At 71.0% G+C, this 13211-nt stretch carries 9 protein-coding genes; 3 read left to right on the top strand and 6 right to left on the bottom strand.

Annotated features, from left to right (window positions below):
- Positions 1–58 precede the first annotated feature (58 nt).
- Positions 59–1894, bottom strand: a complete 1836-nt coding sequence (locus tag QRN89_RS21975) for a phosphoenolpyruvate carboxykinase (GTP) (protein ID WP_290351089.1) — start codon at positions 1892–1894, stop codon at positions 59–61.
- 194 nt (positions 1895–2088) lie between these two features.
- Between QRN89_RS21975 and trhA the strand changes: the two genes are divergently transcribed.
- A complete protein-coding gene (gene trhA, locus QRN89_RS21970; protein WP_290351088.1) occupies positions 2089–2766 on the top strand; it encodes a PAQR family membrane homeostasis protein TrhA in 678 nt (225 codons plus the stop codon).
- 72 nt (positions 2767–2838) lie between these two features.
- A complete protein-coding gene (locus QRN89_RS21965; RefSeq protein ID WP_290351087.1) occupies positions 2839–3462 on the top strand; it encodes a TetR/AcrR family transcriptional regulator in 624 nt (207 codons plus the stop codon).
- 15 nt (positions 3463–3477) lie between these two features.
- Here the strand turns inward: QRN89_RS21965 and QRN89_RS21960 are convergent, their stop codons facing one another.
- The 5 genes from QRN89_RS21960 to QRN89_RS21940 all read right to left on the bottom strand — a co-directional run bounded on the left by QRN89_RS21960 (position 3478) and on the right by QRN89_RS21940 (position 12325).
- Positions 3478–5883: a galactose oxidase early set domain-containing protein gene (locus QRN89_RS21960; RefSeq protein ID WP_290353814.1), complete on the bottom strand. Its 2406-nt coding sequence runs from the start codon at positions 5881–5883 to the stop codon at positions 3478–3480.
- 71 nt (positions 5884–5954) lie between these two features.
- Positions 5955–7181 carry a glycosyltransferase gene (locus QRN89_RS21955; RefSeq protein ID WP_390701335.1) on the bottom strand — a complete coding sequence of 409 codons (1227 nt, stop codon included), beginning with the start codon at positions 7179–7181 and terminating at the stop codon, positions 5955–5957.
- Positions 7178–8809, bottom strand: a complete 1632-nt coding sequence (locus QRN89_RS21950) for an ArnT family glycosyltransferase (RefSeq protein WP_435833260.1) — start codon at positions 8807–8809, stop codon at positions 7178–7180. Before QRN89_RS21950 ends, QRN89_RS21955 begins: the two co-directional genes overlap by 4 nt.
- Positions 8806–10062, bottom strand: a complete 1257-nt coding sequence (locus QRN89_RS21945; RefSeq protein ID WP_290351086.1) for a glycosyltransferase — start codon at positions 10060–10062, stop codon at positions 8806–8808. The genes QRN89_RS21950 and QRN89_RS21945 overlap by 4 nt, the downstream gene beginning before the upstream one ends.
- 226 nt (positions 10063–10288) lie before the next feature.
- Positions 10289–12325 (bottom strand): thioredoxin domain-containing protein, encoded by a 2037-nt coding sequence (locus tag QRN89_RS21940; RefSeq protein ID WP_290351085.1) that lies wholly within the window; start codon positions 12323–12325, stop codon positions 10289–10291.
- A 215-nt stretch (positions 12326–12540) separates the two neighbouring features.
- Here QRN89_RS21940 and QRN89_RS21935 point away from each other — a divergent pair, with 215 nt between their 5' ends.
- Positions 12541–13107, top strand: coding sequence for a Uma2 family endonuclease (locus QRN89_RS21935; RefSeq protein ID WP_290351084.1), 567 nt, complete (start codon positions 12541–12543; stop codon positions 13105–13107).
- Positions 13108–13211 lie beyond the last annotated feature (104 nt).

Here is a 13211-nt window from a genome sequence, read left to right as displayed (position 1 = left end):
GGCCCGCTCCGTACGCCGTTGTACGGTGCGGGCCCCGGTCTCAGCTCCGAGTGGGGGTTCAGCCCAGTCGGGCCACCAAGGCGCGGTACTCGTCCCACAGTTCCTTCGGGGTGTGGTCACCGAAGGTGTTGAGGTGCTCGGGGACCAGCGCGGCCTCCTCGCGCCAGACGTCCGCGTCGACCTTGAGCAGGAAGTCCAGGTCCTCGTCGGCCAGCTCCAGACCGGCCGTGTCCAGGGACTCCCGGGTCGGGAGGATGCCGATCGGGGTCTCGACGCCCTCGGCCTTGCCCTCCAGGCGCTCCACGATCCACTTCAGGACGCGGCTGTTCTCGCCGAAGCCCGGCCAGACGAACTTGCCGGCGTCGTTCTTGCGGAACCAGTTCACGTAGTAGATCTTCGGGAGCTTGGACTCGTCGCCCCGTGCCGAGGCGTCCTGCCCGACCTTGATCCAGTGGGCCATGTAGTCGCCCATGTTGTAACCGCAGAAGGGCAGCATCGCGAACGGGTCGCGGCGCAGCTCGCCGACCTTGCCCTCGGCGGCGGCGGTCTTCTCGGAGGCGACGTTCGCGCCCAGGAAGACACCGTGCTGCCAGTCGAAGGACTCCGTCACCAGCGGGACGGCGGAGGCGCGGCGGCCACCGAAGAGGATCGCCGAGATCGGCACACCCTTCGGGTCCTCCCACTCCGGCGCGATGATCGGGCACTGCGCGGCCGGGACGGTGAAGCGGGCGTTCGGGTGGGCGGCCGGGACCCCGGACTCCGGGGTCCAGTCGTTGCCCTTCCAGTCGGTCAGGTGGGCCGGAGTGTCCTCCGTCATGCCCTCCCACCAGATGTCGTTGTCGTCGGTGAGTGCGACGTTGGTGAAGACCGCGTTGCCCCACAGGGTCTTCATGGCGTTGGCGTTGGTGTGCTCGCCGGTGCCGGGCGCGACGCCGAAGAAGCCGGCCTCGGGGTTGATCGCGTAGAGGCGGCCGTCCTCGCCGAACCGCATCCAGGCGATGTCGTCGCCGATCGTCTCCACGGTCCAGCCGGAGATCGTGGGCTCCAGCATGGCCAGGTTGGTCTTGCCGCAGGCCGACGGGAAGGCGGCGGCCACGTACTTCGACTCGCCCTGCGGCGGGGTCAGCTTGAGGATCAGCATGTGCTCGGCGAGCCAGCCCTCGTCGCGGGCCATGACGGACGCGATGCGCAGGGCGTAGCACTTCTTGCCGAGCAGGGCGTTGCCGCCGTAGCCCGAACCGTAGGACCAGATCTCACGGGACTCGGGGAAGTGCGAGATGTACTTCGTGGAGTTGCAGGGCCACGGCACGTCCTCCTGGCCCGGCTCCAGCGGTGCGCCCAGGGTGTGCACGGCCTTCACGAAGAAGCCGTCGGAGCCCAGCTCGTCCAGGACGGCCTGGCCCATCCGGGTCATGGTGCGCATGGAGACGGCGACGTAGGCGGAGTCGGTGATCTCGACGCCCAGCGCGGAGAGCGGCGAGCCGAGCGGGCCCATGCAGAAGGGGACGACGTACATCGTCCGGCCCTTCATCGAACCGCGGAAGACGCCCTTCTCGCCGGTGAAGATCTCCCGCATCTCGGCGGGGGCCTTCCAGTGGTTCGTCGGGCCGGCGTCCTCCTCCTTCTCGGAGCAGATGAAGGTGCGGTCCTCGACGCGCGCCACGTCCGTGGGGTCGGAGGCCGCGTAGTACGAGTTCGGGCGCTTGATCGGGTCCAGCTTGCGGAACGTGCCCTTCGCGACCAGTTCCTCGGCCAGGCGGTCGTACTCGGCCTCGGAACCGTCGCACCAGACCACCCTGTCCGGCTGCGTCAGTGCTGCGATCTCGTCGACCCAGGCGATCAGTTCCTGGTGGTTGGTGGGGACGTTGCTGGGAGCCGCGATGTCGCGCGCCACGATTGCTCCTAAAAGAGGGGTTTGAGGTTGTTGCCCCGTGGGGGCTGCGACCCGGATGCTTCGTAGCTGCTCATCCGGTGCCGACCGCACTCATCTGATCATCCGTGCCCGGTGCCCATATGTCCAGAGGACCTCTCACGTGAGCATGGCCACTCGGAGTCCGTCACCTACGGGCCCGTAGGTAGCATGCCGCCATGACTGCAGCCTCGCCCGCCGTGAACGAGATCGATCCGCCGCCGGTGAAGCCGCGGTTGCGGGGATGGCTGCACGCAGGGATGTTTCCCGCCGTGCTGATCGCCGGGATCGTGCTGACGGCTCTCGCGGACTCGACCCGCGGCCGGATCGCCTGCGGCATCTACGTACTCACCGCCTGTCTGCTCTTCGGTGTGAGCGCGCTCTACCACCGGGGCACCTGGGGCCCGCGCGCGACGGCCGTCCTCCGCCGGCTCGATCACGCGAACATCTTCCTGATCATCGCCGGTACGTATACCCCGCTGACCCTGCTGCTCCTGCCGGACTCCACCGGGCGGGTGCTGTTGTGGGCGGTCTGGGCGGCAGCGGTTGCCGGAATCGCCTTCCGGGTCTTCTGGGTGGGCGCGCCGCGGTGGCTGTACACGCCCTGCTACATCGCGATGGGCTGGGCCGCGGTCTTCTTCCTGCCCGACTTCATGCGCAAGGGCGGCATCGCCGTCCTCGTGCTCGTGATCGTCGGCGGCCTGCTGTACAGCGTCGGCGGCGTGGTCTACGGGATGAAGCGGCCGAATCCGTCACCGCGCTGGTTCGGCTTCCACGAGGTCTTCCACTCCCTCACCCTGGCCGCCTTCGTCGTCCACTACGTGGGGATCTCCCTGGTCGCCTACCAGCACGCCTGACCGGCTCCCGGGGGCCCGTGACTCGTTCGCGGACGTGGCCCGGGCTGCGGCGGATGTCCGAGAATGACGGCCATGGTCCCCTCCGCACACCGTCGCGCTCCCGCACACCGGCCCCCGGCGGGACTGCGTGAGCGCAAGAAGCTCAAGACCCGTGCGGCGATCCGGCGGGCCCTGTACGGGCTGGTCGCCGAGCAGGGCTACGAGGCGACCACCATCGAACAGATCGCCGCCGCCGCGGAGGTCTCCCCGTCCACCGTCTCCCGCTACTTCGCCGCCAAGGAGGACATCGTCCTCACCGACGGGACCGACACGGCGATGGTGGAGATGCTGCGGCGCCGGCCTGCCGGTGAACCGCCCCTTCAGTCCCTGCGGTTCGTCGTCACCCACGCCGTCCGGGCCCTCCTGACGGAGGACCCGGACGCGATGCGCCTGCGCGCGACGCTGCTGGTGGAGGTCCCGGCCGTACGGGCCCGGCTGGCCGAGACCACGGCCGAGACCTCCCTGCTGCTGTCCCGCGTCCTCGCCGAGCGGACCGGCCGCGACGCCGGCGACCTGGAGGTGCGGGTCCTCACCGCCGCAGTGATCGCCGCCCTGCGCGAGGTCACCCTCCTCTGGGCGGAGCGCGGCCGGCGGGACGACCTGGCCGCGCTCCTGGACCGTGCCCTCGACACGCTCGGCGACGGCCTGGCCCCCTGAGCGCGGACGGACCCGCTACCTCCTCAGGTCCCCCTTCCCGCAGGTGCGGCCGTCCCGGTCCGGGTCGAGCCGGAGCGGGTCGTCCTTGCCGTTGACCTTCAGCCGACCGTATCCGTGCGCCGTGAGCCAGTCGCAGCGGGACCTGGTCGTCGCCTTCACCGGCGCCGGGAAGGTGAGCGGCACGCAGACGTCGGCCGTGCCGTAGTGCCGGTCGCAGCCCGCGACCTTCGGACCGACCGGGGCCGAGGCCCGCTTCTTGCCGTTCTTCTTCGGGGACTTGGCGAGCTCCCCGGCGAAGTCGTGGACGTGCGCGGACGGAGCGTCCTTCGCGGCCCGCGCCGCCGCGGGCGGGGCCCCCAGGTGCACCCACTCGGCCACCGACGGGATCCCGTTGGCGTCCACGCCGAAGAGCATGTACCAGCCGGGCGGGGCCAGGTTGGGGTTGCTGGTGACGTTCAGGTCGATCGTCCGGTCGTCCACCACGCTCAGCGGGAGGTCCACGAACCGCTGGTTCGGGTCCGACGAGTGGGTGACCGCTGCCGGGCGGATCAGCTCCGCCTTGGCGATCGGCCGGTCGACGGTGATCCGCTGGGTGTCGCCGTACTGCCACTCGCCGTCGACCACCGAAGTGATCCGCGGCCGGGGGCCCTTCAGCAGGTACGGCGGGGTGTAGATCGACACGTTGTGGTTGTAGGTGCCGTTGCCGGGGTTGTCGCCGACGGCCATCACCCGGCCGTCGGGCAGCAGGAACGCCGAGGAGTGGTACGTGCGCGGGATCGGGTCGGCCGCGAGGCCCTCCTCGTAGGTGTTGGTCACCGGGTCGAAGAAGGACGCCTCGTACACCGGATCGGCCCGGTCGTGCAGCCCGCCGCCGGTCTCCAGCACCTTGCCGTCGGGCAGCAGCACCGCGGAGACGAACATCTTGCCCTCGTCACCGGTCTGGGGGCGCTTGCCCTGGCCCTGGTCGACGAGGCCCTGCGGCAGTGGCGGACCGGCCGTGTACTGCGGGTTCGGCTGCTTGAGGTCGATGATGTCGGTCAGCCGGTTGGCGGCCGGGTTGGTCTCGTTGTTGCCGCCGCCGACGGTGAGGACCCGCTGGTCCTGCGCCGGGGGCAGCAGCACGCTCGCGCTCTCGTCGCGCTGGTCCTTGTTCCGCAGGCCCGGCACGTCGGTGATGGTGTTGGCGTCGTAGTCGTAGATCGAGGCGCCGGTGCCCGGGGTGCCGTTGCCGAAGACATGGCTGCCGGAGTAGAAGAGGCGGCCGTCCTGCATCAGGATCATCGACGGGTACAGGCCCCAGAACGACCAGGTCTGGTTGACCTGGTGGAGCGGCAGCCACTTGTTCTCGGCGGCCGAGAACTTCTCCGCCGTCACGTTGCCCGTCGAGTCCTCCTTCAGCCCGCCGAAGGAGATGACGTCACCGTTGCCGAGGATCGTCGCCGACGGGTACCAGTGGCCCCCGTTCATGTCGTTGGTCCGCGTGTACGTCTCGGTCACCGGGTCGAAGACGTAGGAGTCCTTCAGGCCCTGGTAGCCGATCGTGCCGTCGGCCGACGGATAGCCCTTGTTGCCGCTCATCACCAGCACCCGGCCGTCGGACAACTGGACGTGGCCGGCGCAGAACATGTCCGCGGGCGTCGGGATGTTCTTGTACGTCCCGGCCACCGGGTCGTACACGGCGGAGGTGAACGTCCCCGCCTCGAACATCGCCGGGTCGTTGCCGGAGCCCGCGATGAGGAGCACCTTGCCTCCCCCGGGGCCTCCGGACTGGGAGGTACCCCCGTGCAGCACCACCGAGTGCATGGAGCGCACCGGGTTCTTCGTCGGCATGACGTCCCACCGGCCCTTCGCGCACTCCTCGGCCGTCGCCGTGCACACCGGGTCGGGCGTCGGCGGGGCGACCTCCTCCATCGCGTAGTCGTCGGTCGTGACGCTGCCGGTGCCGAAGACGGAGACGCCCCAGGTGATCTGGTCCGTGTTCGGCGGGATGGCGGGCGTGCGGACCTCGCTGCGGGTCCAGTCCCCCTCCATGGGGAGGGTGCGCAGATCGGTCCAGTACTGCCAGCCCGCGGTGGTGTCGTGGCGGAAGAGGGTGAGGGCCGTGTCCGGGGTCGTCGACTTGTACCAGAAGGACAGGTCGTACTGGCGCTCCGGGACGACGTGCGGCGCGCAGTCCGCGGACTCCGTGATCAGGGCCTTGCGGTCGCCGTCCAGCCGTCGGGTCAGCTCGACCTTCATCGCGGCGGAACCGGTGTGCGCGTCCGCGGTCGTGGTGAAGGTGAAGTCGTTGTCCCCCCAGCCCGACTTGGCCCAGCAGAAGGGCATGTCGCCGCTGCCGGGGGTCTCGAAGCCGGGGTTCCTGACGAGGTTGGGCCCCGCGGTCGCGGGCTGCTGGGCGGCGAGCAGCAGGCCCGCGGTCATGGCGGCGACCGTGAGCAGCGCGGTCGTTCTGCGGGTGCGTCCGATGGGTCTGCGGGTACGTCCGGGTGGTTTCAACTGGTGCTCCTTGCTGTACCTGTACGGCTCCTTGCGGTACGGCCTCCGCGCGGCAGGTAGACGAGCGCCTCGGTCCCGGCGAACCGCAGGACGAACGTCGTGAGCAGCGCGAGCGTGGTGGCGGGCAGCACGGCCAGGTGGAACTGCCCGACGAGCAGGGCGATCAGCGGGATCCTCAGCACCAGGTCCGCGTTGGCGAGCAGCGCGAACCGGCCCACGCGGTCCGCCCAGTGGCGGTGGTGGCGCCGGTCGCGGAACAGCAGCACCTCGATGAGGAGGAAGTTCCACAGCACGCCGAACTGGTTGGCCAGGATCTCGGCGGGCAGGTAGTGCAGCCCGGCGGTCACCAGCGCGTGCAGTGCCAGCAGGTTGGGGACGAAGCCGGTGAGCCCGATGAGACCGAAGGCCGCCATCCGGCCGAGCGGGGAGGCGGTGCGCAGCCCGACCAGGTGCCTCAGGAAGCGCAGGCCCTCCCTGGCCGTCGACTTGGACTCGCCCGCGAAGCGGTCCCGGAAGACGAACGGCACCTCGGCGACCTCGCCCGGCCGGCAGCGCACGGCCAGCTCCAGCAGGATCTTGTAGCCGAGCGGCTTCAGCGCCTCGGCGGTCACCGCGGACCGGCGGATGGCGAAGAAGCCGCTCATGGGGTCGCTGATGCCGCGCAGGGCGCGCGGGAAGAGCCCCTTGGCGAGCCAGGTGGCACCGCGCGAGACGGCCACCCGGTAGCCGCCCGCGAGCCCGGCGCGGCTGCCGCCGGGCAGATAGCGGCTGGCGACGACGAGGTCGGCGGACTCCTTCTCGCCGGTGGCGACGAGATCGGGGACCAGGGACGGCGGGTGCTGGAGATCGGCGTCCATGACCACGATCCAGTCGGACCCCGCGGCCTTCATCCCCTCGACGACCGCGCCGCCGAGCCCGCCGTCGGGCGAGTCCCGGTGGATGACCGAGACGGGGAAGGGGCAGTCCTGCGCGGCCTCGGCGATCACGGCCGGGGTGTCGTCGGAGGAGTCGTCGACGAACACCACCTCGCAGGGGAGCCGCGCCGGCACCGAGTCGGTGAGCCGGTGCAGCAGTTCCCGTACGTTCGCCGACTCGTTGAAGGTCGGGATCACGACGGTGACGGCCGCCGGTTCGGCGACCCCGGCGGTCTCGCCGAGCGTGCCCTCGAGCGCCCCGGGGCGGAATCCCAGCCCGTCGGCCGGAGGTGTCGGATGGCTCGTCACTGGTGGTCAGCTCCCCCGATTGCACGGATCTCGATGCGGTCCTCGCCCTCGCCGAAGACGGCGACGGGCGTGGAGTGCTCCAGCGCGGCCCTCACGAGGGGCAGGTCGCGGGCGTCGCGGCGGACGGTCGGCGAGGCGACCACGTAGTCCAGGTCCCGCCAGCCGCGGGGCATGGTCTTCGTCACAGCCGGGTCGAGGTCGGCCTTGTAGAACCAGATGGCCCCGAGTCCCGGCTGGTACCCGGCGTGCACCAGGTCGAGCCAGAGCGCGTCGTCGACGAGCACGCGGGTGCGCGCCGGCTCGGCCACCTCGGTGCTCAGCCACGACGCGGCGGCCCGGTACGGGGCGTTGGCGTCCGCCGTCATCGCGGTGCGGTTGCCGTCGTACCAGCGCGGCACGACGTACACGGCCGCGGCGAGCGCGAGCACGGCGGCCGCCGACCGGCGGGCGAGGACGAGCGTCCGCCGCTCGCCCGGACGGCGCCACCGGCTCAGCACCGCGTGCCCGACGCTCGCGGCCCCGCCGGCCAGCACCAGCGCCAGGAACGGCAGCGCCTGGATGACGTACATCGCGGGCAGATAGCCCGTCGGGCGCATGGCGACGACCGCCAGGATCGCCACGGCGAGCGCGGGACCGGCGAGCGCCCGCGCGGTCACCGACCAGCGCAGCGTCAGGAGCAGCAGCGCCGCGCCGGCGAGCCCGCCGAGCGGCAGCACCCGGTCGTAGTAGAGCCAGGACCGGAGCACGCCGTTCGAGCCGGTCCCCTCGGTGAGGACGAACCCGGAGCCGGGCCGGCTCATCTGGTACGTGATGCCCTCCCACAGCGACACATGGCCCTCGCCCGGCAGCAGTTCGCCCTTGAGGAGCGCGAACAGCGGGTAGGAGAAGCCGATCAGCGCGCAGGCGGTGACGGCGCCGGTGACCGCGAACTTGCGGGTGTCTCGATGGCTGAAGCGCCACATCGTCACCAGCAGCGCGGGCAGGACGACCAGCATGGTCTCCTTGGTGAGCACCGCGGTCGCCGCGGCGAGGCCGGCCCCGAAGTGGTGCCACAGATGACGGCTGGGCGAGGCCGCGAGGCAGAACGCCAGCAGCATCCACATCACGGCGAGGTTGTCGAGGAAGATCTCCCGCTGGAGCACCACGGACAGGGGCGAGAGACCGAAGAGGGCCATCGCCAGCCCGGCCGCCCAGCGCGGCAGCCAGAGGCGCCGCGCCAGGACGTAGAGGAGGACCGCGGAGGCCGCGCTGATCAGGAGCATCGCCCCGCGCATCGTGGCCACCGTCATCGCGTCGGGCGCGACGAGCGAGGGGATCCAGGTCAGTCCGGCGAGCTGGATCCAGCCGAGGGGCGGATGGTCGTACCAGTACGTGTAGTGGGCCAGGCCCTCGCCCTGCTGGACCGCCCACGCCTGGGCGAGGTAGGTGCCCTCGTCGTCACTGAGGGTCGGGAAGTGCTGGATGTTCCAGCCCTGCACGAACAGGATCGCGGTCAGCAGCGCACCGCACAGCAGCAGATCGGGCCGGGAGGACCGGAAGCGGACGACGGGCCGGACGGTCAGCCGTCTTCTGGGATCGTCGGGGCGGGCGGCCGCCACCGGTGGCGCCGCCGTGAGGGTGGAGGTCACGCGGGGACGTCCTCTCGGGTGAGGTGCGCGCCGACATGGCTGGTCAGCTCCCACTCGTTGCGGCCGCGCTGCTCGCGCCACACGGCCCGAACGGCCGCGCCCGCGAGGAGCACCTGGTAGAAGGGGCCGCCGGCGATGAGCTTGAGGTAGTGCGGGAAGCGGACCCGCAGCCCGTACTGGGTGCCGAAGTCGTGCAGGCCGACGATCTCGAAGACGAACGTCACCATGGCCGTGATCAGCGGCAGGAAGGTGAGGAAGGCGACGCCGACCGGCACGTCGAGGAGGAGCGCGGCGGCGGCGTTGACCGGGATGATCACGCCCGTGAACGCCTGCATGAACGGTGTCATCAGCGTGTAGCGGGCGAGCATGCGCTGCCCCAGCGTGGGCAGTTGCCGCCAGTCCTTCTTCCGGTACACCTGCAGGAAGCCCTGGTTCCAGCGGGTGCGCTGCTTCAGCAGCGACATCAAAGTGCCCGGGGTCTCCTCCCGGGTGACCATGTCGGCGTCGTAGGCGACGACGACCTTCTTGCCGCGGCTGGACAGGCGCACGCCGAGGTCGCAGTCCTCGGCCAGGCAGTTCTGGTCCCAGCCGCCGGCCTCGCGCAGCACGTCGGTGCGGACGAAGACGGTGTTGCCGCCGAGCGGGATGAAGCCCTTGGCGGCGTGCAGGTGGAGCCGGGAGCGGAACCAGAAGAAGTACTCCAGGCAGTTGCGCAGCGCGTACCACGAGGAGTGGAAGTTGATCAGCTGGACGCCGCCCTGGACGACGTCCGCCCCGGTGGCGGTGAAGGCGTGGTCGACGTGCGCGAGCAGTTCCGGGTGGACCTGGTCCTCGGCGTCGAAGACCCCGACGACGTCCCCGCGGCAGTGCGGCAGGGCCGTGTTCAGCGCCTTCGGTTTGTTCTTGGTCTCGTGGGTGTCGACGACGACCCGCACCCGGTCGGGATCGCGGGACGCGGCCCGGGCGGCGACCTCGGTGGTCTCCGGGTCGTCGTGCCCGACGATGACGATGATCTCGAAGTCGCGGTGGCTGGACTCCAGCAGCCTGCTGATGGTGTGCTCCAGCACCAGCTGTTCGTGCCGGGCGGGCAGCAGCAGGGAGAACGACAGTCCTTCCGTGCCCGCCGGGCTCTCGAAGCGCGTCGACGCGAGCGTCTCCGGCGTGCGCCACGCGTGCATCTGCCACCAGAGCGTGAACGCCGCCATCCAGAAGAGCGCCAAGGAGATGGCGCCGATGAACAAGGACGTGAGCAATTGGCCCCCCAACGACAGGGGTGGCCGCCACGGCAGGCCCCCTCGCCCACCGCGCTCCTCCCCCTGAAACCCCCCTGCGCGGGCGCGACGGAACCGCAGCACGGACCCGCCGCATGCGCAGCTGCTGTGTCAGCGGTGAAGAGAATAGGGGGATTATGTGACCGACGTACGCCTGTTTCGATGAATGACGCGTTTCGGGCAGGCCACCGAAATCAACCGCCGGCGGTCACCCGCGCGGGCCCAACTCGCCCCGTAGCGCTTCCACTTCGGTGACCGGCGCGGCGCAGACGAAATGCCGGCAGACATAGGCGGCCGGCTTCCCGTCGACCAGCGGGCGGTCCGCGAGCAGCGGGAACTCATCGCTGCCCGGCGCTCCTGCGGCGACCACCGCACCCGGCGCCGTACCCAGCAGCGCGGCCCTGTGGAGATTCCGCATCCCGTCGTCCCCGGGCGCTCCGACGACCGCCACCTCCCGCGGACCGTCGAGCAGCGCCTCCGCGACGGCGAGCCCCCAGCCGATGAACCGGGGGGCGCGCGGGCCGAGCGCCTTCACCACCCCCAACGCCCGTTCCGCCTCCGTGCGATGGGCCTCCGACCCGGTGTGCGCGGCATAGGACAGCAACGCCCCGGCGGCGGCCGACCAGCCGGAGGGAGCGGCGTTGTCCGTGGGGTCCTGTGGCCGCCGGATCAGCCGCTCGGCGTCGTGGGCCGTGTCGTACAACTGCCCCTCGGGGCCGGTGAACCGGTCCAGGACGATGTCCAGCAGGAATCCCGCGAACTCCAGCCACGCGCCCTCACCGCTGACGGACGCGAGGGCGAGGTAGCCCTCGGCGACATCGGCGTAGTCCTCCAGCACCCCGGCGTTGGCGCCGGCCCGGCCGTCCCTGGACGTACGGGTCAGCCGTGCGCCGTCGTCCAGGTGGAGCCGGACGAGCAGGTCGGCGGCCTCGGTGGCGCGCTCGACGAGGTCCGGCCGGTCGAAGTACCCGCCCACCTCGGCGAGGGCGGCGATCGCGAGACCGTTCCACGCGGCGACGACCTTGTCGTCACGGCCCGGCCGAGGCCGCTGCTCCCGCGCGGCGAGCAGCCGCTCCCGTACGGACGAGACCCTCCCGGCGTCGGAGACGCCCGCGTCCTGCGGCAGTTGGAGCACGGACGAGCCGTGCTCGAACGTGCCCTCCTCGGTCACGCCGAAGTACCGCATGGCGAACTCCGCGTCCTCCTCGCCCAGCACCTCCCTCAGCCGGCCGGGCGTCCAGACGTAGTACGCACCCTCCTCGTGCTTCCCGGAACCGTCGGGGAGGGCGCTGTCGGCGTCGAGGGCGGAGGCGAAGCCGCCCTCCGGCGTCCTCAGTTCCCGCACCATGAAGTCGGCGGTCTCCAGGGCGACCCGGCGGGCCAGGTCGCTGCCGGTGACCCGCCACAGATGGGCGTACACCCGGCAGAGCAGCGCATTGTCGTAGAGCATCTTCTCGAAGTGCGGGACCACCCACTCGCGGTCCACCGAGTACCGGGCGAAGCCGCCGCCGAGCTGGTCGTAGATCCCGCCCCGGGCCATCGCCTCGCAGGTGTCGGCGGCCATCTGCAGCGCCCCCTCGGCGCCCGTGCGCGCATGGTGCCGCAGCAGGAACTCCAGGACCATCGACGGCGGGAACTTCGGCGCCCCGCCGAAGCCGCCGTGCGCCGGGTCGTACTCCCGGGTGAGGCCGAGCAGCGCCTGTGCGAGCTCCTCCTCCCCCGGGGTCCCCTGTCCCCCGTACGCCAGGGCCCGGCCCGCCAGGTCGCGGACGATCTTCCCGGCCACCTCGTCGACCTCGCCGCGGCGGTCCGCCCAGGCGGCGGTGACGCCCTCCAGTACCTGACGGAACGACGGCATGCCGTGCCGCGGCGCCGGCGGGAAGTAGGTGCCGAAGTAGAACGGCTCGGCCCCGGGCGTGAGGAACACCGTCATGGGCCAACCGCCCTGGCCCGTGGCGGCCTGCACGGCCTCCATGTACACGGCGTCCACGTCGGGACGCTCCTCGCGGTCGACCTTGACGGACACGAAGTGCTCGTTGAGATAGGCCGCGGTGTCGTCGTCCTCGAAGGACTCGTGGGCCATGACGTGACACCAGTGGCACGCGGAGTAGCCGACCGACAGCAGAACGGGTACATCGCGCCGCCGGGCTTCCTCGAAAGCCTCCGGCGTCCAGGGCCACCAGTCGACCGGATTGTCAGCGTGCTGAAGCAGATAAGGCGAGGTCACACCAGCCAGCCGGTTCATGGGATCCAGCCTCTCACAACGCCCGGCCGGGCCGGCGAAGCCCGCACGGGCTGCCGGCGTCGGGCGCAGCCGCCTCCGACGGTGGCCGCGGCGAACTGTACGGGGCGGGTCGAACATGTCCGGTGCTCTTGCTGATGGAGCGCCCCCACGACACAGGACAGTAGGCTGAGCGCAACAGCGCCGGACCTGTCGAGGCTCTTCGAAGGAGGTACACCATGACCGCCGAGATGGTGGCGCCCGAGTGGATGCATTCGCCGATCAGCGCGGAGCAGTACGACTCCTGGTCCGAGGAGCAGTGTGCCGGCATCGAGATCGTGGACGGAATGGTCGTTGTGAGCCCGAGCGCGTCCAAGCGGCACAACCGACTCGCCCGACTCCTGGCCAACGCCCTGGACGAGGCAGCGGGCTCGGACTGGAACGCCGACACGTACTTCGACGTCCGCCTGCAGGACGTCCCTCTCACCAACCGCCGCCCGGACGTCGTGGTCTACCGGGCGGAGACCATCGACCTCGTGCCCACGCGCCCCGAACACGTGCTCCTGGTCGTCGAGGTCGTGTCGCCCGGCTCGGAGACCACCGACCGGGTCGTGAAGGTGGATCAGTACGCCAAGGCCGGCATCCCCTTCTACTGGCGAGTCGAACAAGCCGCCACCGAAGTCCCGATCATCTACACGCACGTGCTGGACCCCGCCACCAGGGCCTACCGGGACGGCGAGGTGTTCACCGGCGCGATCAAGGCTGCCGCACCCTTCTCCGTCACCGTCGACCTGGGAACCATCTGACAGGGCCGGCGGGTTGGGCCGACCTCATGGCGGAGCGGGGAGAGACCCGCATCCCTCCCCGCTCCCGCCGGGCCGGGGTGTCGGCCCGGCGCGCCGGAGGATCG

Origin of the sequence: Streptomyces sp. HUAS CB01 (assembly GCF_030406905.1) — a bacterium.
Lineage (GTDB): Bacteria > Actinomycetota > Actinomycetes > Streptomycetales > Streptomycetaceae > Streptomyces > Streptomyces chengbuensis.
Note: the sequence above shows the minus strand (reverse complement) of the source record. Positions and strands in the feature narration are given on the sequence as shown.